At 66.1% G+C, this 16,352-nt stretch carries 16 protein-coding genes; 5 read left to right on the top strand and 11 right to left on the bottom strand.

Translation table 11 applies throughout. The features are described 5' to 3' along the window. Nucleotides 1-166 precede the first annotated feature (166 nt). The 5 genes from IPP68_08435 to IPP68_08415 all read left to right on the top strand — a co-directional run bounded on the left by IPP68_08435 (nucleotide 167) and on the right by IPP68_08415 (nucleotide 4,182). Complete coding sequence (locus IPP68_08435; protein MBL0350388.1) at nucleotides 167-1,219, top strand: sulfate ABC transporter ATP-binding protein; 1,053 nt, start codon at nucleotides 167-169, stop codon at nucleotides 1,217-1,219. After that, nucleotides 1,216-1,881, top strand: a complete 666-nt coding sequence (gene cysC, locus IPP68_08430; protein ID MBL0350387.1) for an adenylyl-sulfate kinase — start codon at nucleotides 1,216-1,218, stop codon at nucleotides 1,879-1,881. Before IPP68_08435 ends, cysC begins: the two co-directional genes overlap by 4 nt. 66 nt (nucleotides 1,882-1,947) lie before the next feature. Then, nucleotides 1,948-2,724: a phosphoadenylyl-sulfate reductase gene (locus tag IPP68_08425; GenBank protein ID MBL0350386.1), complete on the top strand. Its 777-nt coding sequence runs from the start codon at nucleotides 1,948-1,950 to the stop codon at nucleotides 2,722-2,724. Next, on the top strand, nucleotides 2,721-3,530 hold the full coding sequence (locus tag IPP68_08420) for a 3'(2'),5'-bisphosphate nucleotidase CysQ (protein MBL0350385.1): 810 nt from the start codon (nucleotides 2,721-2,723) through the stop codon (nucleotides 3,528-3,530). The genes IPP68_08425 and IPP68_08420 overlap by 4 nt, the downstream gene beginning before the upstream one ends. 43 nt (nucleotides 3,531-3,573) lie before the next feature. Next, nucleotides 3,574-4,182: a hypothetical protein gene (locus IPP68_08415; GenBank protein ID MBL0350384.1), complete on the top strand. Its 609-nt coding sequence runs from the start codon at nucleotides 3,574-3,576 to the stop codon at nucleotides 4,180-4,182. Between the two features lies 1 nt (nucleotide 4,183). On the opposite strand, the gene IPP68_08410 is transcribed toward IPP68_08415, so the two are convergent. The 11 genes from IPP68_08410 to ileS form a co-directional block, all read right to left on the bottom strand. Next, nucleotides 4,184-6,253 carry a hypothetical protein gene (locus tag IPP68_08410; GenBank protein MBL0350383.1) on the bottom strand — a complete coding sequence of 690 codons (2,070 nt, stop codon included), beginning with the start codon at nucleotides 6,251-6,253 and terminating at the stop codon, nucleotides 4,184-4,186. Continuing rightward, nucleotides 6,253-8,250: a primosomal protein N' gene (priA, locus tag IPP68_08405; GenBank protein ID MBL0350382.1), complete on the bottom strand. Its 1,998-nt coding sequence runs from the start codon at nucleotides 8,248-8,250 to the stop codon at nucleotides 6,253-6,255. The genes IPP68_08410 and priA overlap by 1 nt, the downstream gene beginning before the upstream one ends. Before the next feature lies 1 nt (nucleotide 8,251). Next, a complete protein-coding gene (locus tag IPP68_08400; GenBank protein MBL0350381.1) occupies nucleotides 8,252-9,106 on the bottom strand; it encodes a uracil-DNA glycosylase in 855 nt (284 codons plus the stop codon). Further along, nucleotides 9,103-9,747 carry a hypothetical protein gene (locus IPP68_08395; protein MBL0350380.1) on the bottom strand — a complete coding sequence of 215 codons (645 nt, stop codon included), beginning with the start codon at nucleotides 9,745-9,747 and terminating at the stop codon, nucleotides 9,103-9,105. Before IPP68_08395 ends, IPP68_08400 begins: the two co-directional genes overlap by 4 nt. Nucleotides 9,748-9,751: 4 nt before the next feature. After that, nucleotides 9,752-10,306 carry a hypothetical protein gene (locus IPP68_08390; protein MBL0350379.1) on the bottom strand — a complete coding sequence of 185 codons (555 nt, stop codon included), beginning with the start codon at nucleotides 10,304-10,306 and terminating at the stop codon, nucleotides 9,752-9,754. A 15-nt stretch (nucleotides 10,307-10,321) separates the two neighbouring features. Then, a complete protein-coding gene (locus IPP68_08385) occupies nucleotides 10,322-10,669 on the bottom strand; it encodes a hypothetical protein (protein MBL0350378.1) in 348 nt (115 codons plus the stop codon). A 26-nt stretch (nucleotides 10,670-10,695) separates the two neighbouring features. Continuing rightward, nucleotides 10,696-11,328, bottom strand: a complete 633-nt coding sequence (gmk, locus tag IPP68_08380; protein MBL0350377.1) for a guanylate kinase — start codon at nucleotides 11,326-11,328, stop codon at nucleotides 10,696-10,698. A gap of 72 nt (nucleotides 11,329-11,400) precedes the next feature. Next, nucleotides 11,401-12,312, bottom strand: a complete 912-nt coding sequence (locus IPP68_08375; GenBank protein ID MBL0350376.1) for an RluA family pseudouridine synthase — start codon at nucleotides 12,310-12,312, stop codon at nucleotides 11,401-11,403. Beyond that, on the bottom strand, nucleotides 12,309-13,070 hold the full coding sequence (locus IPP68_08370) for a prolipoprotein diacylglyceryl transferase (GenBank protein MBL0350375.1): 762 nt from the start codon (nucleotides 13,068-13,070) through the stop codon (nucleotides 12,309-12,311). The genes IPP68_08375 and IPP68_08370 overlap by 4 nt, the downstream gene beginning before the upstream one ends. Nucleotide 13,071: 1 nt before the next feature. After that, complete coding sequence (gene lspA, locus IPP68_08365; protein MBL0350374.1) at nucleotides 13,072-13,530, bottom strand: signal peptidase II; 459 nt, start codon at nucleotides 13,528-13,530, stop codon at nucleotides 13,072-13,074. After that, on the bottom strand, nucleotides 13,527-16,292 hold the full coding sequence (ileS, locus tag IPP68_08360; protein MBL0350373.1) for an isoleucine--tRNA ligase: 2,766 nt from the start codon (nucleotides 16,290-16,292) through the stop codon (nucleotides 13,527-13,529). The genes lspA and ileS overlap by 4 nt, the downstream gene beginning before the upstream one ends. Between the last annotated feature and the right edge of the window lie 60 nt (nucleotides 16,293-16,352).

Raw genomic sequence — 16,352 nt, 5'->3', positions numbered from 1 at the left:
TGCCCCGGCCGGTTTTCACTGAAAAGTGACCTCAACGTTCAACCGTTTGGGGCCGCCCCGACCACGAACTCGTGGGGAGGGCGGGACAGACAGGGCGCTAAAGCGGCCGCAAGTCCCGTGCCGCCGGTTCGCGCACGGGGTTTTTTTTTGAAAGGAACGGAGACCCATGAGCATCGAAGTGCGGGGATTGACCAAAAGGTTCGGCGCTTTCAAGGCGGTGGACGACGTGTCCTTCCGTTTGGACTCCGGTTCCTTGGTCGCTCTCCTGGGTCCCTCGGGGTCCGGCAAAAGCACCCTCCTGCGCATGATCGCGGGGTTGGAGCGGCCGGACGCTGGCGACATCCTCCTGACCGGGGAGGAGGCCACCACCCAATCCGCTCGGGAACGAAACGTCGGCTTCGTTTTCCAGCACTACGCCCTTTTCAAACACATGACCATCTGGGACAACATCGCCTTCGGCTTGGCGGTGCGGCGTACCCCCGTGGAGGAAATTCGGGAACGTGTTCGTGAATTGTTAAAACTCGTTCAATTGGAAGGTTACGAAAAACGGTTTCCGTCCCAACTTTCGGGCGGCCAGCGTCAACGGGTGGCCCTGGCCCGGGCCCTGGCGCCTCGGCCCCGGGTCCTGCTCCTGGACGAACCCTTCGGCGCGCTGGACGCCAAGGTGCGGGACGAACTGCGGGGGTGGATTCGGCGCCTGCACGAGGAGGCCCACGTCACCACCCTTTTTGTGACCCACGACCAGCAGGAGGCCATGGAAATTTCCGGAAAAATCTTGGTGATGGCCCAAGGGCGCATTGAGCAGGAAGGCACGCCCTTCGAAATTTTCGACCATCCGGCCACCCAGTTCGTCGCCCAGTTCGTCGGGGAAACGAATCACGTGGATTCCGTTATCAATCAACCCGAACTGGCCCTTTGGGGCCCTTTTCGATTCACGGTCGCCGGCCCCGCCGTGGGCGCCCAGGTCCGCATCTATTTCCGACCCAACGACGTGTATCTGAGCTCCGCGCCCGAAACTCTCCAGGTGGAAGGCACGATCGTAAAAACGCGGTTTCGGGGGCCATTGATTGAACATTCCGTGGACGTGGGGGCCGACCGGCCCATCGTGGCCCACGTGCCCAAGGGCGTCTCCCTGGCCAGCGGCTTCGACGTGGGCCGGCGGGTCTACGTGGGCATCACGGCGTACCACTCTTTTCCCGTGCCGACGGGGGCCGCGTGACCGGCGGCGCCCGCGTTCACAAAAACTTAACCCGGCACTCCGGGAAGGTCTCCCCGGAGCGCCGGCGGGAGAAATTGGGTCAGCGGGGCTCCGTGATTTGGTTCACGGGCCTCTCCGGGTCCGGCAAGTCCACCGTGGCGCGGGAGGTGGAGGCGCTCCTGGTGGAGAGCGGCCGAAACGCCGCGGTGTTGGACGGCGACAACGTGCGCCTCGGTTTGAACAAAGACGCCGCGCTCCTGGCCGCGGCGGGCTACGGCGAATCGGCGGCCCGGCGGTTCGGACTGGGGTTTTCCGCCGAGGATCGGACGGAGAACATTCGCCGGGTGGGTGAAGTGGCCAAGCTTTTCGCGGAGAACAACGTCGTGGCCTTGACCGCCTTCATTTCGCCCTTTCGGGCCGACCGGGATCTGGTGCGGGCCCTGATGCCGAAAGGGGCTTTTTTTGAAGTGCACGTGGCCGCGCCCCTGGCGGTCTGCGAGGCCCGGGACCCCAAGGGCCTCTACAAAAAAGCCCGGGCCGGCGCGGTGGGGGAATTTACCGGGATCGCCTCGCCTTACGAGCCGCCCCGGTCGCCGGAACTCGTTCTCCACAGCGACCGGGAAACCCCGGCGGAAAGCGCCCATCGGGTCCTGGCGCTTTTAAAACGCAAGGGCGTCCTTTAGGTCCGGGGCGCCCGGTCCGGCGCCCAAATGGTAAAATAGCCTTTGCCTCCCTTCGGTGATAAACCCATGACGCCCATCGCCCCCGCCCTGCTGGAAGAACTCAAAGCCCTGACGGACCCCGTCGCGCTCTTAAAAGAGCTCCACCGCCGTTTCGGCGCGCGCCTCGCGGTCGGCACCAGCGGGCAGTTGAGCGGTTCGGCGATCGTGGCCCTCTGCGTCGACGCCGGTTTCACGCCCCGGGTTTTCACCAACGACACGTTGCGCCTGTTTCCCGAAACCCACGACCTCTTTCGGCGCTTGGAGGAGCGTTACAAGCTGACGATCGAGCGATTCGCTCCCGACCCCAAAATTTTGAACGACATGGTGTCGGCCTACGGCGAGCATCTGTTTTTCGATTCCAAGGAGCGGCAGGAGCTCTGCTGCGAGGTGCGGAAAGTTCTGCCCAACGACCGCGCCTTGGCCACGCTCGACGTCTGGGTCACGGGCCTCCGGGCGGATCAATCCCGGTCCCGGGCCCAAACCCCCCGTTTGCAGATCCTGACGCTCCGGGAACCGCCCGGCGCCCGACCCATTCTAAAGGTCGCGCCCCTGGTGGATTGGACCGAAGAGCGGGTTCGGACTTATTTGAAGGAAAACAAGGTTCCCGTCCACGCCTTGTTGGAAAAAACCCTTCCCGGCGGCTACTTCTACGAATCCCTGGGGTGCGTGATGTGCACGACGCCCATCGGCCCCCACGAGTCCCGCCGCGCCGGGCGGTGGCGATGGTTCAACACCTCCGACGATAAGAAAGAATGCGGCCTGCACTTGCCTCCCCACGACCCGACGTCCCCCGACGTCCCGTGACGGACGCGTCGGAGTTTCTCGGGCCCGCCCGGGACCTGGCCCTCGCCGCGGGCCGTCGGGTGCTCGACCTTTTGAAAGACCCCTTGGTGCGCTCCCGAAAAGCGGATCATTCCCTCGTCACCAACGCCGACCACGCGGCCAACGACATTTTACGGGACGGCCTTCGGTCGCGCTTTCCCGACCATTCCCTTTTGAGCGAGGAGTCCGGCCTGGAGGGCCCCTCCGACGCGGCCTATCGTTGGCTGGTGGATCCCTTGGACGGCACCCGGGCCTACGCCCGGGGGGAACCGGGTTTCAGCGTCATGCTCGGCCTGCTTTACGGTGGGCGCCCGGTGTTGGGCGTGGTCTACGATCCCCTGGGGGACCGCCTCTACGAAGCGTCCGTTGGACACGGCGCTTTTCTGACCGAAGGCGGGCGGCGTTCGCCCTTGCGGGTGACGGAACGGCGGGCGTGGCGGGAGATGCCGGTCATCACGTCCACGGGGTTCCCCGCGCCGCTCCGGGAGCGCCTGGCGGCGGATCCGGGATTGAAATTTTTGGACCCGATCAACAGCGTCGGAATCAAAGTCGGTTACCTGGTGCGGGGGGCGGCCGATCTTTACCTCAATCATCACCCGGTCCATTACTGGGACACGGCGGGCCCCCTGGCGATCCTGGAGGAGGCCGGCGGCCGGATGACCCAATGGGACGGTTCTCCGTTAACGTATAATGAGGGCGGGCGCCACGCCCATTCCCAACCGACGGTGGCCACCAACGGCGTCCGGCACGCGGACGTGGTGGCGCTCGTCCGGGAGGAACGGGAATGAGGCCGCGCCGATTCGTTCCTTGCGAGCAACGACCGAGGCCGCAATGACCTCTTCCCGAAAAGACATCGATTTGCGAAAACACCGGGAGCCCGACCTGGTGGCCGCCTTGTTCCACCCCACCGAAGACCTCCGCCAAGCCGCCTTCCGGGAGATTTGCGCCCGGGGGGAGAAGCGCGGGTGGGAAGCCTTCTCCTTTCTCACCCAGGACCCCGCCCTGGCCGAAGGATTCGCCTCGCTCAAAGACCCCTTCGACGCCGTGGGCATCGCGGTGGCGCCCGAAACCTACGATCAAATCCACGGGGCGTGGCCGAGCGCGGTGGAGCGCTTGGGGGAGGGCGGCCGACGGGAGCTGACGATCGATTTTCGGAACCAACGGTTGGACGTGATGACGATCGCCGCCGGGGCTTGGCCGCCGGGGGAAAAATACCCCGCCGGGCAGGAGGGATTTTGCGAAGTGGAATTTCGGGTCCGCGACGTGGCCGCGTTCGCCCGCCGGCTGGAGGAATTGCCCCCGGAATTAACAAGCCGGTTGGTTCTTCTGCCCGCCGATCCGGCGGCGGCCCAAAGCCCGGGCGCCGGCCGATGGCTTTTGGTGCACGCCCGGGCGGCCCGGGGCGCCCGCACCGTGTTGGTCCAGCTGGTTCCCGCCTAACTTATTTGGCGGCCTGGGCCGCGCTTTCCGCCAGCCTTTTTCGAAATTCTTCCGCCGTCCGCCGCTCGTCTTCCGCCAACGGCAACCCCAAATAACGCTCCACCGCGCCGAAGGCCTTGACCGGTTCCCGCGCCATCATCCAGGCCTGGGTCAACCGCCAATGGTAGGTTTTCTCCGTCGGATACCGATCCCTTAAAACCGCCCATTGCCGCGCCGCGTCCGACGGCCGGGCGTTCTTCTCCCATTCTTCGGCCAGTCGTTCCCGCAACCCCGCGTTGCTTCCGTCCCGGGCCACCCCGCGCGCCAGGGCGTCGAGCCCCTGCGCCGTCCGTCCTTCGGCGAATTCCGCCTCGGCCCGTTCCCCTTCCAACGCCGCCGCGGCGACGTCGTCGGGGGCGTGGTTCACCGCCCGGGCCAACAAGACCGCGGCGCGGCGCCCGTCGTCGGCGTCCCGGTAGAGCCGGCCCAAATCCCGGGCCGCGGCGCCGTCGTCCGGGTTCAACGCCAGGGCCGCCAGAAATTCGGTTTCGGCTTCGTCGATCACCCGATGGCGCGCGAAGGCCCTTGCCAGGCGCGCGTGGGCGGCGCCCACGTCCGCCCCCGCCGTCCCCCCCGAACGGGGCATGAAAAAGAAAAAGGGCACGCGGCCCAACGACAACGACACGGGCGACGAACCGGACCATTCCCCGGCCGGCGCGTAGCGCACCGCCAGGCCCTCCGGCCAACCGTCGGCGGGGTCCGGCGTGGGCAAGGATTCTTCCGATTCGGCGAACAGCCCCTGCCACACCACGTCGGTGGGGTCCAGGTCGACGGGGGGGGATTCCGGCGTCCAGAGTCGAATGTCCGGGCGCCGTCCGAGAACCTTCGTTTGATACGCCCACCCCGATCGGGTGGCCGGGGAGGGGTTCCACAGCACGGCGTTTTCCGGGAGGGACACCAAGAGGTTGGTTCCCCGGTCCAAGGCCGAAAGGTCGCCCCGGGATCCTCCCACGGATTCCACGGACAGGGTCAAGGGCAGTAGCGCCAACAGGGCCGGCAGCCAGCGGGGGCGGCTCTCCAATAGGTCGGCGGCGCCCATTCCCGTCAGAATCAACAGCGGCAACGCCGGCAGGATCAAGGCCGCCGCGCCGACGCCCGGCGGGCCGATGAACCGAGGCCCGAACGCGGTCAGGAGCCAAAAGAATCCGAGGGATTCGAAAAGGGGGCGGTTCCGCCGCCAAAGGGATTGGGCCCCCCACAGGGCCAAGGGCCAGGCGGTCAGCGGCAGGGGCGCCAGAGCCGATCGCAAGAGCGGTCCCGATGGCTTCAATGATCCAACGGCGGGAAGAAAGCCGACGGCCCGGTCCGGAAGGGCTTTCCAAAAAATCGTGAGCGCCTGGTGCGCGGTGGCGCCTTGGAGGGCCGCCCAGACCCCGTCGGCCAGCCCCCACCCGAGGAACGCGGCGGGGAGGGCCAAAAGCAGGGTTCCCCAGGATCGACGGTCTTTGAACCGATGGGTGAACGCAAAAGGGAGAAGGGCCAGGATCCCCCACACGTGGCGAGGGTCTGCGGCCAGGGCCAATCCGCCCAAAAAGCCGCGAATCAAAATCGCCCCGGCCAGGGATCCCGCCGGTCGAAATCCCAGGGACCAAAGAAACGCGAACACAAGAAAGAGCGCCGGCGCCCCGGGACCCCAGGCGGCCGCGGCGGCGCGAACGGGTTCGGAGAAGAGCCATAGGAGGGCGGCCAAAAAGAAACCGGCGTCCCGGGCCCGGGAGCGGTCCAGCGCGTCCAACGACGAGGGCGGCGCGTCCCGATCCTTGGCGCCCCGCAAAAAGCCGAGAAGGAGCGGTGCGGAGGCCGCCACGAGAAGCGCGGCCAGGGCGTTCAGACGAAAAGCCGGGGACCCGAAGGGAAAAAGGATCGTGGCGGCGTTTCCGAGGATCGTGGTGAGCGCGTGGTCCGGCCCGGACCGGGGGTCCAGCACGGCCGCCAGGGCGGCCCAGCGACCCCCGTCCCCGGGCCCGATGGACGGGCGGAGGTGGGACACGAAAAAAGCGAAGGCCGACAGGAAAAGAAGGAGCGCGGCCATCAGTCCAAGTCCTCGGGGTCCACGTTGACGGAAAGATTCACGCCCGTGGGCGTTTCAAAATTTTCCAGGCGCTGAAGAATTTCCGGGAATAGGGCCGGCGGCGCCTTGAGCAGGACCTGCCACTGGGCTTCGTCTTCCCGCCGTTCGTGAAAAGCGGGGGCGGGCCCCAGAAGCGCCGCGCCGTCGGGAAGGGCGGGGGACTCCAGGGTTCGGGTCAAGGCCTCGGCGGCGGACTCCGCCCGATCCGCCCGGGCGGCGCGCACGCGGAAAACGGCGAGCCGCGTGAAGGGGGGATAGCCCGCTTCCCGTCGAAAATTTAATTCTTCTTCCACGAAGGACGCCTGATCCCGGGATTGGACCGACCGCAGGGCGTAATGGTCGGGGTGCCGGGTTTGAACGATCACTTCCCCCGGACGGTCGGCCCGCCCGGCCCGCCCGGCCACCTGGGTGATCAATTGAAAGGTTCGTTCCGCGGCGCGGAAGTCCGGCAGGCGGAGCGCGCTGTCGGCGTCCAGAACCCCGACCAGGGTCAACCGCGGAAAATCGTGGCCCTGGGCCACCATTTGAGTCCCGACGACGATGTCCACCTCGCCCGCCCGGACGGATTCGTAGGCCCGGGTTTGGGACCCGCGGCGGGACATGGCGTCCCGGTCCCATCGGAGGAGCCGCGCCGCGGGGAAAAGCGTGGCCAAATCCTTCAACACTTTTTGGGTGCCCCGGCCGGTGGCTTTGATCATTTCGCCCCGGCATTGGGGGCAGCGGTCCGGCGGGGGCTCCGTGTGTTCGCACAGGTGGCAGCGGAGGGCGTCGGCGGGCGGGTCCCGGTGCAGCACGAGGCTCACGGCGCACCGGGGGCACCGACTTTCCCATTCGCAGGCCCGGCACCGCAGGCGGGTGGCGTAGCCCCGCCGGTTGAGAAAAAGGAGCGACTGTTCTTTTTTGGCCAGACGGTCCCGGACCGCGTTCACCAGTTCGTCGGAGATATACCACCCCGCCTTTCGCGTGTCGACGATGCGGACGGTCGGAAAGGGCCGGTCGTCGACCCGCCGCGGCAGGGCCAGGGATTCCACGCGGCCTTCGCGGGCGGCCTGGAGCGTTTCCAAAGACGGCGTGGCGCTCCCCAGCAGGAGCGCCGCCCCGTGCAACCGGGCCTTTTCCCAGGCGGCGTCCCGGGCGTGATAATGGGGGGCGCTGTCTTGTTTGTAGGAGGCGTCGTGTTCCTCGTCCACGACGATCAGTCCCAGGGGCGTGACGGGAACGAAGAGCGCGGAGCGGGGACCGACCACGAGGCGGCACTCCCCGGACCGGGCCCGGCGCCAGATCCGCCAGCGATCGCCGTCGGCGATGTGGCTGTGCCACACCTCCAGGGCGGCGCCGAACCAGCGACGGAACAAGTCCTCCATCTGGGGCGTCAACCCGATTTCCGGAACGAGAAGGATGGCCCCCCGGCCCCCGTCCAAGGTCGCTTCAATGGCCCGGCGGTAAACCTCGGTTTTTCCGGCGGCCGCCACGCCGTGGATCAGGAAGGGGCGAAAGCCCCCGGCCCGCACGGCGGGAAGCAGGACGTCGACGGCGCCTTGTTGGTCCGGCGTGGGGGCGAACGGGGCGGGGCGCTCCCGGGCTTCGGGGGTCCGGGGCGGAACGGGGCGCTTGGGGGGAAGTTTTCGTCCCAGGGCCGAGACGGTGAACGCGGCTTCGCCCAGGGAGCACCAGTAGCGATCGGCCATCCAACGGGCCAGGGCGATCTCCCGCTCCGGGAGGGCCACGTCGCTTTCGACCAGGGCATCGATGGTTTTGAGGGAGTCCAACGTCCGGGCGGCGCTCTCGGCGGGATGGCGGCGAACAACGATTCCCATTTTCCGGCCCCGGGCCCCGAAGGGCGCCCACACCCGGTGGCCGGGGCGAATCGCCGAGTCCAGGGCCGGGGGAACCCGGTAGTCGAAGGCCCGCCGAAGCGGCAGGGAAAAAACGACCTCCGCCAAAAACGGTTCGGCCATCTTACTTGGCCGAGGCTTTTTCCAGCTCGGCCTTGAGGTTTTTCATGTCCTCCCAAACGTCTTTCTTGAGACCGGGGTTCCGGAGAAGCGCGGCGGGGTGGTAGGTCGGAAGCAGGCGGATCCGAAGGGCGGGATCGCCCTCGGGGGAATAATCGAACCACCGGCCGCGGAATTTGGAAATTCCCTCCTCGGTGCGAAGGAGGGCTTTCCCGGCGGTGGCGCCCAGGGCGACGATGAACAACGGCCGGACGATCCGGATCTGGGCCATGAGAAAAGGCGAACACACGGCCATCTCCTCCGGCGTCGGCGGCCGGTCGTTCCCGCGTTTCGTGTTGTCCGTGGGGTCGATCATGGGGTGGCACTTGACCATGTTGGCGATGTAAATCCATTTCCAGGCGGGCGTCACGGCGTGGCGGGAAAGATCGGTGGCGGCCAAAATCTTGTCCAGCAATTGTCCCGCCGGGCCCACGAAGGGCTCGCCCTTCCGGTCTTCGGCGTAGCCGGGGCCTTCGCCGATGAAGAGCACCCGGGCCTCGGGGTTCCCCACGCCGAAGGCCAATTGAATGCGCGGCGCTCCCAAGGGGCATCGTCGGCAGTCGCCGATCAAATCCCGCAACTTTTGAAGTTTTTGTTCCGCCGGAATCGGATCCGACAGCCAGTCCCAGGACGCCACTTCGGCGGCCGGAGAGACCGGAATCTTGGAAGGGGGCGTCGCCGCCGCCGGGGTCGTCGTGGCGAGTTTTGCGCGCGGCGCGGTTTTCTTCCGCGACCGCAGGGCGGCGGCGGGTTGTGCCTTTAAATGGCGCTTCAATTCCCGGGCCACCCGGGCCAGGTCCCCTCGGGCGTCGTCGGTCACGGGCGGTTCCCCAGGGCGTCCAACAAACGTCCGGCCAGGGCGTCTTTGGTGCCGCGGTGGCGGACGGCCCAGCCCGTGGCGGACAAGATCCAAGCGTCGGACCGCGAAGCGCCCAGGGCCGCGGGGCCGTTGGCGACGATGAAATCCAGTTTTTTTTCGGTCATTTTCTTTCGGGCGTTGTCCAAAAGGCGGTCCGTTTCCAAGGCGAAGCCGGCCAGGCGCGGTTTGCCCTTTCGCCGGCGGTTGGAGAGGGTTTTTAAAATGTCGGGGTTGGGCACAAGGCGGATCGCGAGGGGGCGGCCGCTTTTTTTTATTTTTGATTTTTGAACGACGCCCGGCCGCCAGTCGGCCACGGCGGCGGCGCCGACCACGGCCTCCGCTCCGCGGGCGGCCCGCAGTGTGGCCGCGAGCATTTCCCGGGCCGAGGTCACGGGGATCGAGTGGACGCCCCGGGGCGCGGGCAGCCCCGTGGGGCCGTGCACCAGGGTCACGCGGGCGCCCCGTCGTCGGGCGGCGCGGGCCAAAGCCCAGCCCATGCGGCCGGAGGATTCGTTGGAGAGAAAGCGGACGGGGTCCAGGGCTTCCCGGGTGGGGCCGGCGGTGATCACCAGGCGTTTTCCACGCCAAAATCCGGCGCCCATGGGGTCACGCTTTCTTGGAAAGCGCGGTGGCCAGACGGCGGACCAAATCTTCCGGGTCCGTCATTCGCCCCTGGCCGGAATCGCCCGACGCCAAGGCGCCGCGCTCGGGACCGATGAATTGGTAACCGAGTTCCCGGCAGATTCCGGTGTTGCGGCGGGTGGCGGGGTGGGTCCACATGGGGTCGTGCATGGCGGGCGCCAGAAAAACCGGGGCCCGGGTGGAGAGAACGATGGAGGCCAGGAGCGTGTCCGCCCGCCCCGCCGCCAGGGCACTGAGGAAGTCGGCGGAACAGGGGGCGATCAAGACCGCGTCGGCGGCTTTGGCCAGGGCCAGGTGGGGCATTTGGCCATCGGACAGAAGGAAGGGGTCGGTGGCCGCGGGGCGGCCGGTGACGGCGGTGAGGGTCAGGGCCGTGATGAACCGCTCGCCCCCGGGCGTCAGGACGGCCTTCACGGTGGCGCCGGCGTCCCGCAGGCGGCGCGCCACGTCGGGGGATTTGTACGCCGCGATACTGCCGGTCACCCCGAGGAGGATTTCGCGCCCCGACAAGGACGGCATGGCGGGGGGGCCCCGTTATTCTTTTTCAACGGCCTTGTCGGCCGGTTCGTCGGGAACGTCCTTGAGCGACAGGGTGGGGAGGGTGAACTCGATGTCTTTTTTCTCCACCTTGGGCGGCGGCGGAAGTTTTTCGATGGCGTCCAGGGTCACTTTCTTGAGCATGATCTCCCGGAGGGCGACGTCCAACAGTTCCTGGGGCTGAAGGGTGGATTGGTCCCGGACTTTCACTTCCTGGGCCCAGCGGGTGGCCAGGGAGACCAGGCGGTACTTTTCCTTGGTGCAGTCCAACAAGAGCTGGCTGAGGGGCGCGTCCGGATTGACGGCGGGTTCGGCGGTTTCGACGGCTTTTTTCTTTTCGGTCACGGTGTTCCTCCTGGAATCAAAACGAATCAGTTCCGGGCGCTCTTGGCGAGGCCCCAATGCTCCAACGCGGAGAGTTCTTCCGACAGACGCGGCACCCGGCGGTGTTCGGCCCGGAGGATCACGTCCAACTCCTCCAGCGCGTTTTCCAAATCGTCGTTGATGACCCAGTAATCGTAGCGGGAGGCGTGGGCCAGTTCCGCCCGGGCGTTGGCAAGGCGGCGCTGAATGACCTCGTCCGAATCCTGGTTGCGCCCCCGAAGGCGCCCTTCCAATTCTTTCCAGGAGGGCGGCGTGATGAAAACGCGCACGCTCTCCAAGGGAAAGGTCTTCCGCACCGATTCCGCGCCCTGAATGTCGATGTTGAGCACCACGTCCCGGCCCGCGGCCAGGGCCTGGTCGATCCGGTCCCGGGGGGTGCCGTAAGCGAACCCGTGGACCCGGGCCCATTCCAAAAAGGCGCCCTCGGTCACCCGTTTTTCAAATTCCGTTTCGGACAAAAAGTGGTAATCGACCCCGTTTTTTTCCGTCGGCCGCGGGGGCCGGGTGGTGCAGGACACCGACAACGTCAGGTCCGGTCGGCGTTGCACCAGGGCCTGGCAAAGAGTGGATTTTCCGGCGCCCGAGGGCGCCGACACGACAAGGAGAAGGCCTCGGATCATGGGGTTTTGGGGGACCGTTGGTTATTATAGCTTTTCCATCCGCCGACGGTCAATCGCCGTCGCCGGAATCCGTCATTCCACGGGCCCGTAGGATTCGAAATCGGCCGGCGGAGGGGCTTCGAAGGTCAGGGCCTTCCGGGTCCGGGGATGGAAAAAGGAAAGTTTTCGGGCGTGGAGAAAGGGGCGGGGGCCGTCTTCGGCCGCGCCGTAGGTTTTGTCGCCGACCAGGGGGTGCCCCAGGGCCGCAAGTTGCACGCGAATTTGATGGGTGCGTCCGGTCTTGGGACGAACCTCGAGAAGCGCCGATCCCTTGGGGCCGCGCTCGGCAAAACGCCGAAGCACCGTGAACTCGGTTTCGGACCACCGACCGGGAACCTCCGTGGACATGCGGTGGGGTTCCTTCCGGGATCGGCCCACGGGGGAGGAGACTTTGCCCTCGTTGGCGGAGGGCAGACCCTCGACGACGGCCCAATAAATCTTGGTCACCCGGCGGTCCGCGAATTGCTTGGACAGGGACTCGGCGGCGGCGGGGTTTTTGGCCAGGACCATGACGCCCGAGGTGCCGCGGTCCAGCCGATGGACAACGCCGGGGCGCGTGTCGCCGGAGGCCAGGCCCTTTCCCCAGCCGACCGAGAGCTTGGGCCAGAGCCGTTGAATGAGCGTGTCCTCCCGGTGGGGCCCCGCCGGGTGAACCACCAAGCCCACCGGTTTGTTGACGACGATCACATCGTCGTCCTCGAAAAGCACGGGCACGCTGTCGGCGGCCGAGGGGGGCAGGGAGGAAAATTCGGGCAGTCGGACCACGATGGTCTGGCCCGGGGCGAGCGGGTGACGGGCGGGCGCGGGGGCGCCGTCCACGTCGATCCGGTTTTCCTTAATGAGGCGCTGGATCTGGGTGCGGGAAAGGGATTCGAGGTTCTTGGCCAGAAACACGTCCAGCCGTTGGGGCGCGCCCTTGTAGGTAAAACGGCGTTCCGTCGTCACGAGGCCGGCCGTTTGAGGAGCCACACGCCGACGGTCACGGCCGCAAAAACCGCCAAGGCCTGGGTCGCGGTGATGGGTCCCCACAAGGAGCCCCGGTCGTCCCCCCGGGTGGCTTCCACGGCCCATCGGCCGACGGCCGCCAGGGCCAGGTACAGGGCGGCCAGTCGTCCCCGGCCCGGGTTCCAAAAGGGCCGGCGGGCCAGGCGCCAAAGTCCGAAAAAGAGGAGAACGTTCCAACCCGCGTCGTAAAGCTGCGAGGGGTGGAGGGGAATGCCCAAGGGGGCCAAAGCCGCGGAATCGGTGAAGCGTACGGCCCAGGGAAGATCGCAGGTCCGCCCGTAACAGCACCCGGCGAAGAAACAGCCCACGCGGCCCAGGGCCTGGCCCAGGGCCAAGCCGGGGGAAAACAAATCCGCCCAGGCCCGCACCGGCATTCCCCGTCGATGAAAATGGAGCGCCGCCGCCGTCACGCCGCCGATCACCCCGCCGTGCCACATGAGGCCGCCCTGCCAAATTTTAAGAACATCGACGGGGGCCCCCGCGAATTCGCCCCAATGGACGAGGACGTAAAGCGCGCGCGCGCCCAAAAGGCCGCCCACCACCAGAGCGGGCAGGCTGTCGGACACCGCCGCGGCGTCCCGACCTTGTCCTCGCGCCCAGGCCACCGTGAAGCCGTGCCCGGCCAGGACCGCCAGGGCCGCGAATAGCCCGTAGGTGTGGAGGCTCAAGAATTTCCAGTGGAGGAGGAGGGGGTGCAAGTTATCCCTGGGAAAGGGAACGGGGTACGAAGTGCTGGACGACCAAGCAGGCGATGCCGACGGTAATGGCGCTGTCGGCCACGTTGAAGGCGGGCCAGTGCCAGGCCCCCAGGTGAAAATCGAGGAAATCGGTCACGGCCCCCTGCCAGAGGCGGTCCATTAAATTTCCCAGGGCGCCGCCCCACACCAGAGGAAGAGCGGCCCGGGACCAGGGCCCCTGGGACGCCAACTCCCGGCCGAGCTTCACCAGGACCGCGAGGATGACCAGGGTCACCCCGACGAAAAGGGCGTTGGTTTGGGGAAGGATGCCGAAGGCCGCGCCGGTGTTTTGCACGTGCACCAAGGAGAAAATGGGAAGGAGCGGGATCTCGTGCCCAAAGGGAATCGAGATCCGCAGGGCGGCCTTCACGACTTGGTCCAACACCAGGACACCAAGGGTCAACGCGGCGGCTTTTTTCATCGGGGGGCGGGGGCGGCCGCGGTCTGGGGTTCGGCCGCGTCGCAGCGTTCGCAAAGGCCCCGGCCGCCCAAGGGACGCCAAAGCCAGCAACGCGGACACTTGGCGCCGGGGGCGAGGGACACCGATTCCACGGTGGGTCCGCCGTCTCCTTTTTCAAGTCGGAGGGCGGCCACGCCGAGGACGGAGGCCAGTTCGGCGTCCGATTTGACGTGTTTTTTGAAGTCGGGGCCGGCGTCGCCGATTTTTAAGACGATCAGGGCGTCGTTGGCTCCCTTGAGGGTCCCCGCTTGACGGGCTTTTTCCACCGCTTCATTGATCAAGCGCCGGACCGAGAGAAATTCGGCGATCGTTGGGGTCGGGGAGATTTCGGGGCCGACGGGGAAGGAATTGAGAAAAACGCTTTCGGGATTGTCCGAGGCGTCCAGGAGGTTTTGCTCCCGGAGGGTCTGCCAGGTTTCTTCGGCGGTGAAGGACAGGATGGGGGCCAGCAGTTTGGCCAGGGCGCGGGCGATGTGCCAAAAAGCCGTCTGGGCGCTTCGTCGACGGGGACTGTCGGCTAAGTCGCAATAAAGGATGTCTTTTCTAACGTCCAAATAATACTCCGAAAGGGTGTTGATGCAGAATTGGTCCGCCAGGGCCCCGGCCACCTGGTGAAACTCGCTTTGGTCGTAATGGGCCGTGGTTTGGTCGATCAGTTTCTTGAGGCCCGTGAGCGCCGCCAAATCCAGAGGTTCCATTTTATTGAACGCCACGGCGTGTTGCGCGGGCACGAAGTCGCCGAGGTTGCCAAGGAGAAACCGCAGGGTGTTTCGGATCTTCCGGTAGGTGTCGATGACCCGGTCCAGGATGTCCTGGGAGAGCCGCACGTCCTCCCGGTAATCGGTGACGGCCACCCAGAGGCGGAGCACGTCGGCGCCGTATTTTTCAATCAGCGTTTGGGGGGCGATGACGTTGCCCAGGGATTTGGACATGGCCCGCCCCTGGCCGTCCAGGACGAACCCGTGGGTCAGCACCTGGCCGTAAGGCGGTTCGCCCGTGAGGCGCACCGACGGGAGAAGCGAGGTCTGAAACCACCCGCGATGCTGGTCGGAGCCCTCGAGATACATTACGTCGGCGCGGGGAGTTCCGTGGGTTTCGGGGCGTCCGTTAATCACCGCGGCCCAGGACACGCCGGAGTCGAACCACACGTCCAAAATGTCTTCTTCCTTTTTGAAGGCCGTGCCGCCGCACTTGGCGCAGGGGCCCTGGACGCCGAAGAAAGCGGGGTCTTTTTCGTACCACACGTCGCCGCCCTTTTGACGGAAGGCTTCGACCACGGCGGCGAAGACCTTTTTGTCTTTAAGGGGCTCGTTGCATTTGACGCAGGCGAACATGGGGATGGGCGTGCCCCAGTAGCGCTGGCGGGAGAGGCACCAGTCGGGCCGGGATTTTAACATGCCCAAAATTCGTTCTTTGCCGTAATCGGGAATCCAGCGGACCCGCTCGGTGCTCTCAATCAATTGGGCGCGGAACTCCTCGGTGACTTTGAGGAACCACTGGAGTGCGGCCCGGAAGAGGATCGGGTTTTTGCACCGCCAGCAGTGGGGATAGCTGTGGGCCACCGGGGCGGTTTTCAACAGCAAAAGGGATTTGGTCAGCCGTTCGATGATGAGGGGGTTGGCCTCCCAGACGGTTTTTCCCGCCAAATCGTTGGGGAGGACGTCGGGGGAGAACCGGCCCGCGTCGTCCACGGGGGAGAGCACGGGCAGTCCGTAGGACCGACCCACGACGTAGTCTTCTTCGCCGTGGCCCGGGGCGATGTGCACCACGCCCGAGCCGTCGGTGTTGGAAACGAATTTGGCCAGCACGCCCTGGCTGTCGTTGTTGTTGATGGGGTTTTTGGCCACCAGGCCTTCCAGGGATTCCCCCAAAACTTCCACGGCGACCGCTTTGCCGGGCCCCAGGACTTCCTCCAGGACCGCCAGCCCGGGATCTCCCACCAAAAAGCGCTCCCCGGTTTTGGCCGATTCCCAAAGCCGGTAGGTGTGGTCCGGGTGGAAGGCCAGGGCCACGTTGGCCGGGAGCGTCCAGGGGGTTGTCGTCCAAACCAGGACGGTGGGCTTTTTGCCGGGGGCCTTGGCCAGGGACTGGGCGTCCTCGTTGGCGGGCCACTCGGTGATGGGGAATTTGACGAAGATCGAGGGGGACGTTTTGTTTTCGTATTCGATCTCGGCTTCGGCCAGGGCTGTTTCGCAGGAGGGGCACCAGTGGACCGGTTTCTTGTCCTGGACGACGCCGCCCGCCTCAAAGAGTTTGTAAAAGGTTTCGGCCACGGCCGCTTCGTACTCGGGGGCCAGGGTTTTGTAGGGATGGTCCCAGTCGGCCAAAACCCCCAGGCGCTTAAAGTCCCGGCGTTGGAGGTCGATCCAATGCTCCGCGTAACGCGTGGCTTCCTGGCGGAAAGCCAGGCGGCCCACTTTGCGCTTGTCCCACCCTTTTTCCTTCATCAACTGGTGTTCGATGGGCAGGCCGTGGCAGTCCCAGCCCGGGATGTAGGGGGCGCGGAATCCCTTCATCGCCTTGTATTTCACGATGACGTCTTTCAGGATTTTGTTCAACGCGTGGCCCACGTGGATGGCGCCGTTGGCGTAGGGCGGACCGTCGTGAAGGACAAAGGCCGGGGATTTATTCTCCGTCGACCGGTCCTGCATCTTTTTGTAAAGGTGGATTTTCTCCCAATGGGACTGGGTGGCGGGTTCCCGGAGGGGGAGGTCCGCTTTCATGGGGAAACTCGTTTTGGGAAGATGCACGGAAAACTTCGGGGGTTTCACGGCGACTATTGT

The organism is Elusimicrobiota bacterium (genome assembly GCA_016722575.1).
Taxonomy (GTDB): domain Bacteria; phylum Elusimicrobiota; class Elusimicrobia; order FEN-1173; family FEN-1173; genus JADKIY01.
This window is presented reverse-complemented; position numbering and strand designations above follow the sequence as displayed.